Below are 16,402 nucleotides of genomic sequence, written 5' to 3'. Positions count from 1 at the left end.
CCTTCGCGTGCAAACGGCCGAGCGAGCACGTGGTGCCGAACCCGCACGACCTTGGCCGAGCCGGCGTCCGGATGCGCGACTCAAGCCAACCGTCGGTTCGCCACAACACTCTCGGTCAACACCTGCGACCGCAACAGTGCAGGACTCCGCGTAGTCGAAGTCGACCACTGATCGCGACTCCGGGCGACGCAGCGAGCACGCTGCGCTATCGGTTGCTCAGGACGTCAGGTCGCGGATGCGGGGCACGACCTGCTCGGTGAAGGTCCGCAGGAACCGCGACTGGTCCGAGCCCGGCGCGTGGAACACCAGGTGGTCGAAACCGGCATCCAGGTACGCCTTGATCTGGGTCAGCGCGTCCTCCGGGTCGGAGGCCACGATCCACCGGCTCGCCACCTGCTCGATCGGCAGCTCGTTGCCCGCGCGCTCCATCTCCGCCGGATCGTCCAGGCTGTGCTTGACCTCGGCGGGCAGCGCCAGCGGCGCCCAGAACCGGGTGTTGTGCAGCGCGGTCTCCGGGTCCGGGTCGAACGAGAGCTTGATCTCGATCATCTTGTCCAGCGCCGCGGAGTCGCGGCCGCTCTTGGCCGCCCCCTCGGAGACCGCGGGCAGCAGCTTGTCGGTGTAGAGGTCCATGCCCTTGCCGCTGGTGCAGATGAACCCGTCGCCGACGCGGCCGGCGTACTTCGCCACCATCGGCCCGCCCGCGGCCACGTAGATCGGCACTCCGCCGTCCGGCGCGTCGTAGATGGTGGCGTTCGCGGTGCGGTAGTACTCGCCTTCGTAGCTGACCCGCTCCGAGTTCCACAGCGTCCGGATCAGCTCGACCGATTCCTTGAGCCTGCGGAAGCGTTCCCTGAACTCCGGCCATTCGCGGGCGGTGACGGCGGTCTCGTTGAGCGCCTCGCCGGTGCCGATGCCGAGCATCACCCGGCCCGGGTAGAGGCTGCCGAGCGTGCCGAACGCCTGCGCCACCACCGCGGGCTCGTAGCGGAACGTCGGGGTGAGCACGCTGGTGCCCATTTGGATGCGGGAAGTGCGCTCGCCGACCGCGCTCATCCAGGACATCGCGAACGGCGCGTGACCCTGGTTGTGCCGCCACGGCTGGAAGTGGTCGCTGACCATGACGCTGTCCAGGCCGCGCTGCTCGGCCTCGACGGCGAACTCGACGAGGTCGCGCGGCCCGAACTGCTCGGCGGACGCCTTGTACCCGATCTTGATGCTCATGTCTGGTTCGCTTACCTCACCCATCAAACGGTCGCTGGGACGTCGTGGCGCTCGTCGTCGCAGGGCGCGTCGGCGCACCCGGGCGGAGGCGACCCACCGGCGGCGCCGCGATCGTGCGCACCGCGGCTCGTCGCACCGTGCCGGTGCGCGCCAGTCGTCCCCGCACAGTCGTACCGGATCGGTCTAGATGCCGGCCGCGCGGGTGGGCTTGCGCGGCGGCGGCCGTAATCGAGCGAGCACGCACCGTGCTGCGCGGGCGTTCGGCTAAACTCCGGCCGGGGACATTCGACCGTCCATTTCGGATTATTCGACGGAATTCCGGACGGTTTCGGCAATACCGGCTCTCGACGACGTGAGGTACGGCTACATGGCGGCCAGCGACAGCACCGAACAGCCCATCGGCAGGGTACTGGTGGTCGGCGCGATCAATGTGGACTACGTCGTGACCGCGCCGCGGCTGCCGCGCCCCGGCGAGACCGTGGTCGGCGATCAGGTCGAGCACTACGGCGGCGGCAAAGGCGCGAACGCGGCGGTGGCCGCGGCCGCAGCGGGCGCGCGGGTGCGGCTGGCGGGCGCGGTCGGGGCCGACGACGCGGGCAGCGGAACGCTGCGCGATCTGCGCGAGCACGGCGTGTCCGTGGACGACGTCGCGGTGCTCGACGACCGCACCACCGGTTCGGCGCTGATCGTGGTGGACCACGCCGGGGAGAACCAGATCGCGGTGGGCGCCGGGGCGAACTACGGCATCACCGCCGAGCACGTCGGCAACGTACTGGACTCGGCCCTGCCCGGAACCGGATGCCTGCTGGTGAGCACGGAGATCCCGGCGGAGGCGATCCGCACTGCGGTGCGGCGCGCGGCGAGCGCGGGTGTGCCGTGCGTGCTCAACCCGGCACCGGTCGTGCCGGAACTGGCCGAGCTGCTCGACGCCGCGCCGCTGCTGACGCCGAACGCGAGCGAGCTGGGCGAGCTCACCGAGCTGTGCTCGACCTCCCCGGAGGGCGACGACACCAAGGATCACGCCAGGGCGCTGGCGCGGCTCACCGGACGCGAAGTCGTGGTCACCCTCGGCGGCGAGGGTTCGTTGCTGGTGCACCCCGACGAACGGGTCCGGCGTCTTCCCGCGCCGGAGACGACGGTTCGGGACACGACCGGCGCGGGCGATGCGTTCAACGGCGCGCTCGCCGCGCACCTCGCGGCGGGATGGGAGGTCGCGGCCGCGGTCGAGCTCGCGACTGCGGCGGCTTCCCGGTCGGTGGCGACGGTCGGTGCGCGGCCGCGGACTTCCGGGTGAGAGAGCCGGAGCGCCGCGTCTTCAGCTGAGGTGCCGCGGGTTCAGGACCCAGCGGGTTCGGGCCTGATGCTGAACCGTGCAGCCGCCGCTGCTCGTTGCGGCTCTGCGAGCGCCGGGCTGCTCACCCGGCGCGCAACGCTTCGGCGAATTCGCTCGCGCTGCCACCGTTCCCGAGTGCGAGCACGTGCCGCATTGTGTCCTTCGCGTCCGCGCCGAAGTTGTCGGTGAACTTGGCGCGGATGTCCTCGTGGGTCAGCGGGCGTTCGGCGTGCCCGCGGTTGACGTCCTCGCGCCGGGTGAGCTTGCGGCCGTCCCGCAGCAGGATCTCCACTTCGCCCGAATATGCCTGCGGGAAACGGCTTTCCGGGTCGTCGGCGATCTCGACCAGCTGCGCGAGCCGCAGGATCTCCGGGTCCGCCAAGGAATCCGCGGCGAACTCGGCGAGCGTGAGCCGTCCGCGCGCCAGGCAGGCCCCGGCGATGAACGGGAGGCTGAACTTCGCGTCGTAGTCGTCCTGCGGGCGGCGCTTGCGTTCGATCGGATCGCAGACCGCGGCGGCGGGCGTTTCGTGGATGCGGCAGCGCACCGAGTCCACTTCGGACGCTTCGATGCCTGCGGACTCGCGCAGCGCCAGGATCGCGTCGGCGAAGGCGTGCGTGAAGTGGCAGCTCGGGTACGGCTTGACCGCGGTGTCCAGCAGTTCCCAGCGCTCGCCCAGCCCGTCGAGTGCGTCTTGCGCGTCCCACTCGGAAGTCTGCAGGTGCGTCGCGTACAGGCCGTAGCGGCCTTCGTAGACCTCGGGCGGGCCGGGCCAGCCGGTCGCGGCGAAGGTCGCCGCGGTGATCGCGCTGTTGGCCGCCCAGCCCGGGTGCAGCCGCTTGGTCCACGCGCCGTCGGCCAGGAACTCCAGCAGGCCCGAAGCCATCGAGCCGACGATGCGCTGCGACTCGGCGATTCCGTCCGCGCCCGCTCCGGCCAGTTTCGCCGCGCTCACCGCGGAACCGAACGCCCCGGCCACACCCGTCGGGTGGAACCCGGCGGCGTGGAAGCCGCCGCGGGCGACCTTGCCGACGCGGGCGCTGATCTCGACGCCGAGCACGTAGGCCGCGAGCAGCTCCTCGGCGCTGCGGCCGTGCTTGATCGCGGCGGCGATGCTCACCGGCAGCGCGGAAGCCGACACGTGGGTCACCGCGGGCATGTGCGTGTCGTCGAAGTCCAAGCCGTGCACCAGGATCGCGCCCAGCATGGCGGCTTCTCGCGGGGCGAGCCGGTCCGGCAGGCCCAGCACCGGCTGCTCGCCGGGGCCGAGTTCGGCGACCGCGCGCCGGGCGTTGCGGGCGAAATCGTGCTCGGTGGCGGCGAATGCGACGCCGACCGAGTCCAGCGCGAGGTGCCGCGCCCGCTCCAGCACCTCGTCCGGGATGTGCTGGGCAGTGGTGCGGGCGGCGAAATCGCCGAGCACGTCCGCGATGGCGGGCATGGCGCCTCCATGGCTGTCGGACCGGCGGGCCGGACCGGGTGGTCTCGCCGTTGACGACCGCCGGACACCATCAGTCTGCAAGCCTCGCCACGACACCCACAAGACAAACGTCAGACTTTTCCGAGCGAGCTTTCCGAGTGAACGGCCCGCTCGTCCAATCTATTCAGTCGAACAGTCCGTTCACTCGGGAAGGAACCGGGAGACGGGGGAGGTCAGTCCTCCATGCGCTCGTAGAGCGGGCGCAGCGCGAGGAGGTGTTCGCGCACCAGCTCCTCGGCCGCGTCGGCGTCGCCCGCGGCGACCGCCTCGTGCACGCGAGCGTGCTCGGCGTCGATGTCCTCCCACACCTCCCGCGCCACCCGATCCCGGTGCAGCCGCGTGCGCAGCACCGCGTTCACCGGCTGGCACATCATCCGAAGCAGCGGGTTGCCGCTGGCCGCCACCAGCGTGGTGTGGAAGTCCCAGTGCACCGCGAAGCCCTCGTCCGGATGCAGGTGCCCGGTCTTCTCCGTCGTTTCGCGGAGTTCGGCGAGATCCGCGACGTCGGCGCGCTCGGCGGCGAGCCGGGCCGCGGGCGGTTCCAGCAGCAAGCGGGCTTCCAGCAGGTTGTCCACGCTCATGTTCCGCGCGTTGACCAGCAGCCCGAGCGTGCCGCCGAGGTGCTCGGCGACCGCTCCGGCGTCCGGGGCGGCGACGAAGCTGCCACCGGTCACGCCGCGGGCGGTGTCGATCAGGTGCTGGCTGGCCAGCAGCCGCAGCGCCTCGCGCACGGTGGAGCGGCTGACCCCGAACATGCCGCCCAGCTCGGATTCGCTCGGCAGCTTCGCCCCGGAGGGCAGCGCGCCGCTGACGATCTGGTCCCGCAGCTGCTCGGCCACCTGCCGGTAGGCGGCCTGCACCGGGCGCACCCGCAGCTTCGCGCCGTCGTCCGCCGTCATCTCCGCCCCCCGGTCGGTCGGTGTCGACCCAGCGTACGACAAACCGGACCGCTCGGAGCAGACCACGGCAGCAAAATGTCAGACGTATTGCGTGGCGAGTTCGCCCGGACGCATACTCCGGGAACTCCGGCGAATCGGGGGTAGGCCCGGCGCATCGGCACCGCCGGGCGGGCGAAGGGCGAACAGGAGGTGCGGCGGTGACCGTGCACGAAGCTCAGCAAGGGCGCTTCTTCGAGGACTTCGCCGTCGGCGACGTCTACCGGCATCCGCTGGGGCGCACCATCAGCGAAGCGGACAACACCTGGTTCACGCTGCTGACGATGAACACCCACCCCGCGCACTTCGACGCGAACTACGCCGCGCACACCCCGTTCGGCAAGGTGCTGGTCAACTCCGGGCTGACCATCGCGATGCTGCTCGGGCAGAGCGTGCGCGACATCAGCCAGCGCGCGGTGGCCAACCTGGCGATGACCAACGTTGCGCTCACCCACCCCGTGTACGTGGGCGACACGCTCTACGGCGAATCGATCTGCACCGGCAAGCGGGAATCCAAGTCCAAGCCGTACGCGGGCCTGGTCAACGTGCACACCCGCGGGCTCAACGCCGAAGGCGACGAGTGCCTGTCGTTCGACCGCACGGTGTTGATCTACAAGCAGGCGCACGCCGCGGAGATCGACTCCTTTCCCGCGGCCAAGAACGGCCCGCTGTCGCTGGAAGCCGGAGGTGCCGAATGAGCGGTCTTCCGTTGCAGGACGTGCGGATACTGGCCGTCGAGCAGTACGGAGCGGGACCGTTCGGGTCGGTGCACCTCGCCGACCTCGGCGCGGAGGTCATCAAGGTCGAGGACCCGCGCTTCGACGGCGACGTCGGCAGGCAGACCCCGCCGTACGCCGAAGGCGGCGACTCGCTGTTCTTCGAGGCGTTCAACCGCAACAAGCGCTCCGTGCTGCTGGACCTGACCAATCCGCAGGGCCGGGAGGTCTTCGAGCGGCTGGTCGCGGTCAGCGACGCGGTCTACTCGAACCTGCGCGGCGACGTGCCGGAGAAGATGCGCATCCGCTACGACGACCTCAAGCACCTCAACCCGCGGATCGTGTGCTGTTCGCTGTCCGGGTACGGGATGACCGGGCCGCGCAGCGAGCAGCCCGGCTACGACTACATGTTGCAGGGCCTGGCGGGCTGGATGTCGGTGACCGGTGAGCCGGACGGGCCGCCCACCAAATCCGGACTGTCCATGGTGGACTACTCGGGCGGACTCGTGGCTGCGCTGTCGATGCTCTCGGCGATCCACGGCGCGCGGCGCGATGGTGTGGGCTGCGACTGCGACGTGAGCCTGTACGACACCGCGATCGGGATGCTGACGTACTTGGCGACCTGGCACCTCAACCGCGATTTCGAGCCGAAGCGCACGCACCACTCGGCGCATCCGAGCCTGGTGCCGTTCCAGAACTTCCCGACCGCGGACTCGTGGATCGTGATCGGCTGCGCGAAGCAGAAGTTCTGGGAGAAGTTCGTCGAAGCCATCGGTTCTCCGGCGTGGGCGGCCGAATCCCGCTTCGCCACCCCGGCCGAGCGCTACGAGAACTCCGCCGAGTGCGTCCGGCTGATCGAGCGGGAACTGGCCGGGCGAAGCACCGCGGACTGGCTCACGGCCCTGGAAGCGGCCGGTGTGCCGTGCGCGCCGATCAACACCGTTCCGGAGGCGCTGCGCGAAGAGCACACCGCTGCGCGCGGCATGGTGGTGCGGACCGAGCATCCGAGGTTCGGGCAGGTCGAGCAGGTCGCATCTCCGGTGCGCGCGGGCGAACCGCGCGCCGAGCACGACCGCGCGCCGCGGCTGGGCGAGCACACATCATCCACTTTGGACGATCTGATCGGCGTGGACGCGGCGGAATTCCGCAGGCTCGCCGCCGGAGGCGCTTTCGGAGCGGAAGGAGACGCGCCGTGGACTTCGAGCTGAACGAGGAACAAGCCCAGTTCCAACGGGTCCTGCGGGACTTCGTGGACGCCGAGATCGTGCCGGTCGCCAAGGAGTGGGAGCAAGCCGACCGCTACCCCGCCGAGATCATCGACAAGATGGCCGAACTCGGGCTGTTCGGACTGCTGGTGCCCGAGGAGTACGGCGGGGTCGACGCGGACTTCGTGACGTTCACCCTGGTCTTCGAGGAGATCGCGCGCGGCTGGATGGGCATCGGCGGCATCCTCGGCAGCCATTCGGTGTCCACCTGGATGCTCGCCAGGCACGGCACCGAGCAGCAGAAGCGGAAATACCTGCCGGAGCTGGCGACCGGCGCGCGGCGCACCGGCATCGCGCTGACCGAACCCGACGCGGGCACCGACCTGCAGGGCATCCGCAGCACCGCCGAGCGCGACGGCGAGCACTACGTGCTCAACGGCAGCAAGATGTGGATCACCAACGCGCGGCACGCCGACCCGCTGCCGGTGCTGGTCAAGACCGACCGCAGCGCCGAGCCCGCGCACCGCGGCATGAGCGTGCTGCTGGTGGACGCCGATGCGCCCGGTTTCACCGTCACCAAGGACATCCCGAAGCTCGGCTACAAGGGCACCGAGTCCTGCGAGGTGGTGTTCGAGGACGTGCGGGTGCCCGCGGAGAACCTGCTCGGCGGGGTGGAGGGGCGCGGTATGCAGCAGGCCCTTTCCGCGCTGGAGACCGGCCGGTTGAACATCGCAGGGCGCAGTCTCGGCATCGCGCAGCGCTCCTACGACGAGGCGGTGGCCTACGCGGGCGAGCGCGAAGCGTTCGGCCAGGCCATCGGGCAGTTCCAGGCGATCCAGCTGCGGATCGCGGAGATGGCCACCCGATTGCAGGCCGCGCGTCTGCTGTCCTACTGGTCGGCGAGCAAGCTGGACCGCGGTGAGCGGGCCGACCTGGAGACCGGCATGGCCAAGCTGCACGCCTCCGAGGTCGCGTTGCAGGCCGCGCAGGAATCGATGCGGGTGCACGGCGGGTACGGCTACTCGAAGGAGTTCGAGATCGAGCGGCTCTACCGCGACTCGATCCTGATGACCATCGGCGAAGGCACCAGCGACATCATGCGCACGGTGATCGCGAAGTCGCTGCTCGCGGGCAAGGGGAAGGTGGGCTGGTGACGGTCGGGCGCCGTCCGGTCCGACGGGTTGCGCCAGGCGGTCGTTAGGCTGGAAGGCGTGCGTGGTCGGTCAAGCCCCGGCCGGTGGGTGCTGCTGGTCGGGCTCGTGCTCGGAGTGTTGCTGATGCATCACGTTCCGGCGGGGCACGGTGGGCACGGCCAGGTCGACGGGCATGCCGCCACGGCTTCGCAGCAACCCTCGGCTCCGCAGCAACCGTCGGCTTCCCAGCAGCACACCGTGACTTCGCAACAGCACGCCGTGGCCGGTGCGCACGCTCGCACAGCCGCTGAGCACCGAACCACGGTCAACGCCGCGACCGATCAGCACGGCCTGCACGATCCCGCGGCTCGCGCCGGATCGATCGATGCGATCCCGGCGCCGCAGCACGATCCGCTGCACCTGTGCCTGGCGATCCTCGCGGGGATCGCCTCGGTGTTGCTGCCGCTGCTGGGCAAGGTCTCCCGTCCGGTCGTGCCCGTTCCCGCGCCGCGGCGGGGAATCGTGCGGGCGCGGCCGCGGGCGCCGCCGAGTCCGGTTCCGCGGCGCCTCGCCGTTCTGTGCGTGCTCCAGCGCTGATCAGCGCCGCCTCCTTGGAGAGGTTCCGAGAGCCGCAGCAGATCGACGAACGAGGAACACCATGAACAAGCGAAAAATCGCCGCCGCACTCGGCGGCCTGGCCGCTGCCGCCGCGCTGACCGGCTGCGGCGGAGGCGCTGAGCACGCGGGCCACGGTCCCGCTCCCCAGGGCCCTTCTGCGCAGCAGGAGCATTCCGGGCAGCAGGACCACTCCGCGCACCAGGCGGCCGCCGCGCCCGCGGACATCACGTTCGCGCAGGGCATGATTCCGCATCACCAGCAGGCGGTGGAGATGTCCCGGCTGGCCGAGCAACGCGCAGGCGCACCCGAGGTGCGGGAGCTGGCAGGCAAGATCGAGGCCGCGCAGGGCCCGGAGATCGACACGCTCACCGGATGGCTGCGCCAGTGGGGCGCTCCGGAAGGCGGGCATTCCCAGCACATGGGCGCTTCCGGGCACGCCGGGATGGGCGGCATGATGTCGCCGCAGCAGCTGGACGAGTTGGCGGCGACCAACGGCGCCGAGTTCGACCACCGGTTCCTGGAGCTGATGATCGCCCACCACGAGGGCGCGGTGCGGATGGCCGAAACCGAACTCGCCCGAGGCAGCGCGCCGGAGGCGAAGAAGATGGCCGAGAACATCGTGCGCACCCAGCGCGAGGAAATCGACACGATGCGCGCCTTGATGGGCCGCTGATCACCCGAGGCCGGTGCGGGTCCTGCCCGCACCGGCCGATCGGTGGACTAGCTGATCCGCGCGGTGCAGAGGAAGAACGAAGCGCTCACCGGACGCGCGTAGTCCGGCAGCAGCGGGTCGAACCACTCCCCGACCTCGAAACCGCCTGCGCGCAACAACTTCTCGGCCTTCTCGGCGGTGAGCCCCTGCCAGTTCGGCGTGGCGCGCCCGATTTGGGCGTAGTCCCGTGCGAGCCGCCGGAGAAAACCGTGGTCCGCGCCCGGTTTCAGCGAGTTGAGCGCGCGCCGCGCGTCCATCCCCCACGTGTGCCATACGCCGTCCGCCAACAGCACGGCACCGTCCGGGCGCAACACCTGCCGCCAAGCGAGCAGCGCGCGCACCGGCTCCGGCAGCGTCCATAGCACGTATCGGGAGGTCACGAGGTCGAACTCGGTGCCGAGCCGGGTGACGTCGTGCCCGCCGCACTCCTCGAACCGGATGTCGACTCCGCGCCGATCGGCGGCTTCGCGGGCGTGCCCGAGCATCGCCGCGGTCGGATCGACCGCGGTGACCTCGTGGCCCAGCTCGGCGACCAATGTGGACAGGAAACCGGTTCCGGTGCCCACGTCCAGCACCCGCAACGGTTCCTGCCGGTGCGGGAACGCCGCGCGCAACGCCTTGTCGCACACCGACTTCCACGCCGCGCGCTTGTCCTCGGGGTAATGCCGGTAGAAGTCGTCGTAGGCGGCGGCCCGCCGCGTCCAGTTGCCGCGCACCGCTTCGATCGCCCGTTCACCGGTCACCGGTACCTCCCTCGTCGTGGCGGTGACCAGCCTGAGCGTTCTCGCCAGTGATGTGCAACTGCGCGGATGTCACATGTTCTCCGCCGCGACATCGCAACTTGCGCACGCGGTGATCTGTGTGCGGCGGCCCGCCGCGGTCGGTTCGCACGCATGACTTCGACCGCCAGATCGGTGACGCCGGCACCGCTTTCGTAGCAACCGGCACAGCCGGACCGCTGACGCCCAGTATTCGCAACTGCCTCGCACGCGGGTTCTGCCCCGACGGTTGCCCTTTAGGACATGCCCCGGCAGGTCCGTTGGTGTGAGGCTCGGTCCGATGGGCAATGCGCGGAGCAACGAACCGGAGCGCGAACGGCAGCACGAACGGCCCGGATCCGCCCGCACGGCCCAGCCGCGGGCGATCGGGCCCCCGCGGCCGGCTGCGGAGCTCTCCCGGCCTGACGTCCTCGCGCTGCAACAGCGGCTGGGCAATCGCACCGCGACGGCGGCCGTGCAACGAGCGAGCGCGATACCGGTGCAAACCGCCGGAGAAAAGCGGAAGGGCGTGGCGGCACCGACAGGTGCGCGGCGGCTTTTGGGAGACCGGCTGAACGCGCAGCAGCTGAAGTCCGATCTGCTGAAACGGCTGAAGAAGGGACCGCTGTTCGACGAGCAGGAGCTCCGGGACATCGAGCAGCAGGAAGCGAACTGGCTGGATGCCGCGGGGATCGGGACTTACCAGGCGGCCCTGGAGTACACGTCCAAGGCCGACTACCACGACTGGCTCCAGCTCGAACCCGGGCAGCGACTGCTCATCGCCACGCTGGAGTTCCGCGGCCGTGTCCGCGACGGCGAGCAGGACAGCCCCGCCTACACCCTCGGCCGCACGTTGCACGCGAACAAGCTGCCCGCGGAGGAACGGGCGCCGCTGCACGCCGAACGGGACCAGCAGATCCGCGAATCCTTCGTGAACACGCTGAACCCGCGGGAACCGTCGGGCGCCACCGCCAGCGACGAGGAGAAGAACCAGGCCCGCGCGCAACAGCTGCTCACCCGGATCTTCTTGATCTTGCAGAACGGTCTGCAGATCAACACCGAGCAGGGGCACATCGACTTCCGCGACGGCGACGTAGCGCGGGCGCTGGCGCACGGGGGACGGGTGAACATCCGCATTCCGTCGCTGTCGACCCGCGGGGCCGGGCGCTTCGAGTTGACGCAGTGGCTGGAGTTGACCGACGAACAGGGTGAACTCACCAACTCGGTCACGGAACGCGATTTCGCCACCCACTACATGTCGATCAGCAACGACACGGACAAGGGCCAGGGCGCGTTCAAAGAACGCGGCGGGCCGATCGCCTCGCTGCGCAACAAGGTGCCCAGAGACCCCGACGAGCAGGTCAGGCTGATGGGCGTGAACGGGGGTATGGGCGGCTTGCGGCGCTCCGACTGCAACGGTGACGTGATCTTGCCCAACGGCGCGCACGGGCACCTGCTGCTGATCTACACCCCGCCGCGGGAAAAGCGGGCGGGATCCCTCGAAGTCGGGCTGGAAACGCTCGCGCCGCACAACGAGGACAGCCCGGTCGGATACGTGCACAACTGGCGTTCCACGGAGAAGACGAGCAACCCGGAGTCCAGCGTCCACGGCCACAAGCAGGACAAGATCGGTTCGGGCAAGTTGCGGGACAACCAGCGCTACGTGGACCTCGGTGCGTTCCCCCACCCCTGGGCGGAGTTCCTGCGCAAGGTGGAAGAGGATTGGAACGCGCTGATGAACGTTGCTCCGCACCCGCAGCAGGAGCGGGAACTGGTCGAACGCCTTGTCGGACCGCGCGGCGAAGGCCGGTTCCCGCATGCGGCGGGCGCGGGCTCCTGACAGGTTCCGGTCGGTCCGGCGGTGCTCGCGGCCGTTGATCCCTCCTGACGGGGAGCCGCTCCCGCCCGCACAACCGCAGGCGGGAGCGCAGCAGCACCCGGGGGTCGACTGCACGCCCGTCGTTCGCAGCCGATGCCGCGATCACATGTTCTGCGCCCCGGACTTGATCGCTTCCCGGATGCGGGTGTAGGTGCCGCAGCGGCAGATGTTGCGGATCTCGTCCAAGTCGGAGTCGGTGATCTCGCGGCCCGCGGCGCGGACCTGGCGGACCTTCGCCACCGCCGCCATGATCTGGCCCGGCTGGCAGTAGCCGCACTGCGCCACGTCCTGCTCCAGCCACGCCTCCTGCATCGGGTGCAGGTCGGCGCCCGCGGTCTCGGGTAATCCTTCGATGGTGGTCACCTCGTCGTCCGGGCCGATCTCGCCGACCGGCACCGAGCACGGGTTGAACGCCTTGCCGTTGATGTGCGAGGTGCACGCCTTGCAGACGTTGATGCCGCAGCCGTACTTCGGCCCGTAGAAGCCGAGCACCTCGCGCAGCACCCACAGCAGCCGCACGTCGTCCTCGATGTCCACTGTGACCTGTTCGCCGTTCAGCCGGAAAGTCTGCTGTGCCAAGGGATTCTCCTCAAACGTGGTGGGGGCGTCGGTTCGTGTGCTGAGAAACCGGGCACTCAGTAGGCGAAATCGAGGCCGTTCGTGGGTGATTGCGGCAGCGGCGGGACCGTGGGCTTCGGCTCGAAGCTCAGCTTGTCGTGGTTGATCGGGAAGCTCGTCGGCATCGTGCCGGTGGCTCGCGCGTACGCGCAGGCGGTCGCGGCCATCGAGGAGGGAACGCCGAATTCGCCCGCACCGCCCGGTTTTCCGGTGGTCGGCGGCATGACGATGATCTCCACCTCGGGTGGTGCGTTCCACTGCCGGGTGTAGAAGTAGTCGTCCCAGCTGCCTTCCAGGAAGGTGCCGTCCTTGAGGTGCAGGCTGGAGGTCAGCGCCTGCGCGATTCCGTCGCTGATGCCGCCCTGCATCTGCGCTTCCAGACCGCGCGGGTTGAGCGCGAGCCCGGCGTCGACGGCCAGCACGACCTTGGTCACGCGGGGCCCGGTGACGGCGTTGCGGATCTTGCGGTCGACCGTCTCCGGGCGGCAGTCGATCTCTACCAGAGTGGCCGTGGCGCCCTTGTACTCCTTGTGCACCGAGATGCCCTGCGCGGTGTTCGGCGCCATTTCCCGGCCCCACTGACCGGCTTCGGCGACCTTGTCCAGCACGGCCAGCAGCCGCTCGTCGTCGATGAACTCGCGCCGGAACTGGTAGGGATCCTTGCCCATCTTCGCCCCGAGCTGGTCGACGATGAGCTCCTGCGCGGTGCGCACGTCCGGGTTGAACAGGTTGCGGTTGCTGCCGGTCGGGAACGTGTCGTACTGCATGATCTCGTTGAGCAGCTGCGTTGTCGCGCCGAACTTGTAGGGCACGCCGACGGTCAGCTCGAACACCGGCACCGAGAACCCGGCGAAGTTGCCCAGCCCCAGCGGGGGCAGCCGGGCTGCCATCGAAGTGATCGCCTCGGCGAAGCCCATCGTGTAGTCGGTGGCCACGCTGGTGTGCCGCTGCTCGAAGGTGAGCACCTTGTCGCCGGAGTAGCTGGCGCGGATGCGCGAGGTGCACATCGGGTGCGTGCGGCCCTGCCTGCATTCGTCGGTGCGGTGCCACATCAGCTTCACCGGCTTGCCGATCTCGCGGGAGATCTCGACCGCTTCCAGCACGACGTCGTTGAACATCCGGCGCCCGAACGCACCGCCGCCCTGCTGGACGTGCACGGTGACCTTTTCCTGCGGCAGCCCCAGCTTCTTCGCCACCTCCTGCTGGCACAGGATCGGCGACTGCAGGCAGGACCAGATCTCGGCGCCGTCCGCGCGCACGTCGGCGACCGCGGTGTTCGGCTCCAGCGCCGCGTTGTTGCGGAAGTGGAAGGTGAACTCGCCCTCCACGGTCTCGCCGACGTCCGGCACCACCAGCGGGATCTCCGCCGCCTTGATCTTCTCCAGCACCGTCTCGTCGGACTCGCCGTCCACAGTGCCCGGTCCCCAGCGCACCGACAGCGCGTTCACCGCGTCGATGCACTGGCCGAAGGTCGCACCGCGCACCGCCACGCCGGTGGAGATCTGCGCGACGTCGGTGATGCCCGGCATCCGCCGCACCTCGTCCAAATTGGACACCGAGTCGACGGTTCCCTTGATGGTCGGCGGGCGGCAGACCATCGTGGGCAGCGCGTCGGGCACGTCCAGGTCCATGCTGAAGCGCTTGCGCCCGGTCACCGCGTCCCTGGCGTCGATGCGGTCGTGCGGCTTGCCGACGACGCGGAACTCGGACTCGGGCTTGAGCACCGCCTCGACCTGCTTGGTGACGTCGCTGGCCGCCTTCTCCGCCAGCTCGCCGTAGGGCAGCTGGGTACCGGCCACCGAGGTGATCAACCCGGCCTTGCTGCCGAGCAGCCCCACCGGTTCGCCCAGCTCCGCCGAAGCCGCCTGCAACAACCGGCCGCGGGCGATGGCCGCGGCCACCCGGATCGGCGTGTACATCGAGATCACCGTGTTGGAACCGGCGGTGAACTGGTTGAACAGCAGCTCCGGACGGGCGTCGGCCAGCGTGACCCGCACCTTCTCCACCGGCAGGTCCAGCTCCTCGGCGATGAGCATCGCGGCCGTGGTGGTGACGCCCTGGCCGCTTTCCACCCGCGGCATCTCGAACGATGCGGTGCCGTCCTGGTGCACCTGCACCGAGATGAGGTTCGAGGTCGGCATCGCCGCCTCGGTGAGCAGGTCGTTGAGGTCGTAGGCGTCGGAGGGTTCGGGCAGCGCCGCGGCCGCCTCGGCCGGCGAGCCCAGCTGCGCGGCGGCCGCCACGGTCGGCGCCGCCAGCAGCAGCCCGAGGAAGCGGCGGCGGTCCACCTGGCCGGCGGATTGTTGCGAACTTCGTTGTTCCATCGGTTTTCCCCGCGCCGACAGCCCCGGCCGCTGGCCGGGCCGATCGGCGTTGATCGGCGGCTGGGTCAGTGCCTCATCTTGAGCACGACACCGGTGCCGATCGAGGACAGATCGCCCACCGATCCGGCGCGGATCTTGTGCGGATTGCTCCAGACCGGCGCCCGGACGGCTCAGCCGGCGTTGGCGCGAGTGGTGGACTCGACGCTGATCACGTGACTAGCCTCTCCTGGACAAGTGCCGCCGAGGGTCGCAAAGGAGCGCGCTCATGGTCGACACAGCCGATCGCACGCTCGCCGCCTTGGCGAGCACTTCGCTGCCGCGTGCGCCGCACCTGGCCGACGACCTGGTGGAACAGGTGTGGGGCGATGTCTACACCCTGGACGGCCCGGTCCCCAAGGACGACCTGCGGCGTTCCTGCCAGGACAACATCGAGGGCATCCTGACGACGCTGGCCGGCACCGGCCCCACCCCGGAGCAGCTGATGCGCGCCGCGCGCGCCACCGGGAGTCGCCGCGCCCACCAGCACTGCCCGCTGGAGTGGGTGCTGCACGCCTGGCGGCTCGGCGGGCAGGTGATGTGGTCCGACCTGGCCGAACGCACCGGCGCGGAAGGCCCGGAGCAGCTGCGCGGACTGCTGGACTCGGCAGGGCGGCTGTGGAGCGTGACCGAGCGCTTCTGCACCGAGATGGCCGTGAGCTACCACGCGCAGGAAGCGCACGGCGGCACGGACCTGCGGATGGCGACCATCATGGACGCGCTGCTGGACGGCCGGGCCTCCGAGGTGCGCACCGAGGCCGAACACCTGCTGGGCCTGGGGCGCGGGCGGCGGTTCGCGGTGGCGGTCGCCGAAACCTCCGGTGAGCGCCCGGTCTCGCCGCAGCGGATCACCAACGCGTTGCGGCGGCGCGGCATCACCTCGGCCTGGCGACTGCGCACCGGCTGCCAGGTCGGCATCGTGGCGTTGCACGACACCGAGCCCGGCGAGATCGCCACGATGCTGCGGGAGTTCGCGGTCGCACGCGTCGGCATCTCGTCCGCGCTGACCGCGCTGCTGGAGGTCGGCGCCGGTTACCGGATGGCGATGCTGGCGCTGAGCACGCTGCCCGCGGACCGGCCGGGCACGGTGGCGCTGGACGAGTGCCTGCCGGACGCGCTGGCGCTGAGTTCGCCGGAGCTGGCCGACCGGATGGTGGACGTGACCTTCGGGCCGGTGCTGGCGCTGCCCGCGGCCGAGCGGGACGAGCTGCTCACGGCCGTGTCGGTGTGGATCCGCTCGGCCGGTTCCACGCTGCGCGCCGCGAAGTCCCTGTTCTGCCACCGGAACACGGTGCTCAACCGGCTGCGCCGGATGGAGTCGCTGACGCACCTGGACCTCAGCGACGTGACGGTGTGGCCGCAGGTGCTGCTGGCGCTGTCGATCCTGCGCCGGGAAGGCCGGGTGCCGGAGCAGCTCGACGCGCGCTGAGC

Annotated in this window: 14 protein-coding genes; 8 read left to right on the top strand and 6 right to left on the bottom strand. The window is 70.1% G+C overall.

Annotated features, from left to right (window positions below):
- Window positions 1–216: 216 nt before the first annotated feature.
- Window positions 217–1,224, bottom strand: coding sequence for a glucose-6-phosphate dehydrogenase (coenzyme-F420) (fgd, locus tag V1457_RS18625; RefSeq protein WP_200069579.1), 1,008 nt, complete (start codon window positions 1,222–1,224; stop codon window positions 217–219).
- 367 nt (window positions 1,225–1,591) lie between these two features.
- On the opposite strand from fgd, the gene V1457_RS18620 reads away from it, so the two are divergent.
- Window positions 1,592–2,518, top strand: coding sequence for a PfkB family carbohydrate kinase (locus V1457_RS18620; RefSeq protein ID WP_338595808.1), 927 nt, complete (start codon window positions 1,592–1,594; stop codon window positions 2,516–2,518).
- Window positions 2,519–2,639: 121 nt separating this feature from the next.
- On the opposite strand, the gene V1457_RS18615 is transcribed toward V1457_RS18620, so the two are convergent.
- Window positions 2,640–3,998: an MmgE/PrpD family protein gene (locus tag V1457_RS18615; protein WP_338595806.1), complete on the bottom strand. Its 1,359-nt coding sequence runs from the start codon at window positions 3,996–3,998 to the stop codon at window positions 2,640–2,642.
- 212 nt (window positions 3,999–4,210) lie between these two features.
- Window positions 4,211–4,936, bottom strand: coding sequence for a FadR/GntR family transcriptional regulator (locus V1457_RS18610; RefSeq protein ID WP_200069582.1), 726 nt, complete (start codon window positions 4,934–4,936; stop codon window positions 4,211–4,213).
- 197 nt (window positions 4,937–5,133) lie between these two features.
- Here V1457_RS18610 and V1457_RS18605 point away from each other — a divergent pair, with 197 nt between their 5' ends.
- From V1457_RS18605 to V1457_RS18585, 5 genes are all read left to right on the top strand, one after another.
- The gene (locus V1457_RS18605; protein WP_200069583.1) at window positions 5,134–5,670 is read left to right on the top strand and encodes a MaoC family dehydratase; all 537 of its coding nucleotides are present in this window, start codon (window positions 5,134–5,136) and stop codon (window positions 5,668–5,670) included.
- Window positions 5,667–6,896 carry a CoA transferase gene (locus tag V1457_RS18600; protein ID WP_338595803.1) on the top strand — a complete coding sequence of 410 codons (1,230 nt, stop codon included), beginning with the start codon at window positions 5,667–5,669 and terminating at the stop codon, window positions 6,894–6,896. The genes V1457_RS18605 and V1457_RS18600 overlap by 4 nt, the downstream gene beginning before the upstream one ends.
- Complete coding sequence (locus tag V1457_RS18595) at window positions 6,881–8,047, top strand: acyl-CoA dehydrogenase family protein (protein WP_200069585.1); 1,167 nt, start codon at window positions 6,881–6,883, stop codon at window positions 8,045–8,047. Before V1457_RS18600 ends, V1457_RS18595 begins: the two co-directional genes overlap by 16 nt.
- 57 nt (window positions 8,048–8,104) lie before the next feature.
- Window positions 8,105–8,623, top strand: a complete 519-nt coding sequence (locus tag V1457_RS18590) for a hypothetical protein (RefSeq protein WP_200069586.1) — start codon at window positions 8,105–8,107, stop codon at window positions 8,621–8,623.
- Between the two features lie 61 nt (window positions 8,624–8,684).
- Complete coding sequence (locus V1457_RS18585) at window positions 8,685–9,317, top strand: DUF305 domain-containing protein (RefSeq protein ID WP_338595800.1); 633 nt, start codon at window positions 8,685–8,687, stop codon at window positions 9,315–9,317.
- Window positions 9,318–9,364: 47 nt separating this feature from the next.
- Here V1457_RS18585 and V1457_RS18580 read toward each other — a convergent pair whose 3' ends face one another.
- Window positions 9,365–10,099 (bottom strand): methyltransferase domain-containing protein, encoded by a 735-nt coding sequence (locus tag V1457_RS18580; protein ID WP_338595798.1) that lies wholly within the window; start codon window positions 10,097–10,099, stop codon window positions 9,365–9,367.
- 574 nt (window positions 10,100–10,673) lie between these two features.
- On the opposite strand from V1457_RS18580, the gene V1457_RS18575 reads away from it, so the two are divergent.
- On the top strand, window positions 10,674–11,954 hold the full coding sequence (locus V1457_RS18575) for a hypothetical protein (protein WP_338595797.1): 1,281 nt from the start codon (window positions 10,674–10,676) through the stop codon (window positions 11,952–11,954).
- Window positions 11,955–12,095: 141 nt separating this feature from the next.
- Here V1457_RS18575 and V1457_RS18570 read toward each other — a convergent pair whose 3' ends face one another.
- Window positions 12,096–12,572, bottom strand: a complete 477-nt coding sequence (locus V1457_RS18570; protein ID WP_200069590.1) for a (2Fe-2S)-binding protein — start codon at window positions 12,570–12,572, stop codon at window positions 12,096–12,098.
- A gap of 56 nt (window positions 12,573–12,628) precedes the next feature.
- Window positions 12,629–14,935: a molybdopterin cofactor-binding domain-containing protein gene (locus V1457_RS18565; RefSeq protein ID WP_338595795.1), complete on the bottom strand. Its 2,307-nt coding sequence runs from the start codon at window positions 14,933–14,935 to the stop codon at window positions 12,629–12,631.
- Between the two features lie 265 nt (window positions 14,936–15,200).
- Between V1457_RS18565 and V1457_RS18560 the strand changes: the two genes are divergently transcribed.
- Complete coding sequence (locus V1457_RS18560) at window positions 15,201–16,400, top strand: helix-turn-helix domain-containing protein (RefSeq protein WP_338595793.1); 1,200 nt, start codon at window positions 15,201–15,203, stop codon at window positions 16,398–16,400.
- Window positions 16,401–16,402 lie beyond the last annotated feature (2 nt).

It is taken from the genome of Saccharopolyspora sp. SCSIO 74807, assembly GCF_037023755.1.
Taxonomy (GTDB): domain Bacteria; phylum Actinomycetota; class Actinomycetes; order Mycobacteriales; family Pseudonocardiaceae; genus Saccharopolyspora_C; species Saccharopolyspora_C galaxeae.
This window is presented reverse-complemented; position numbering and strand designations above follow the sequence as displayed.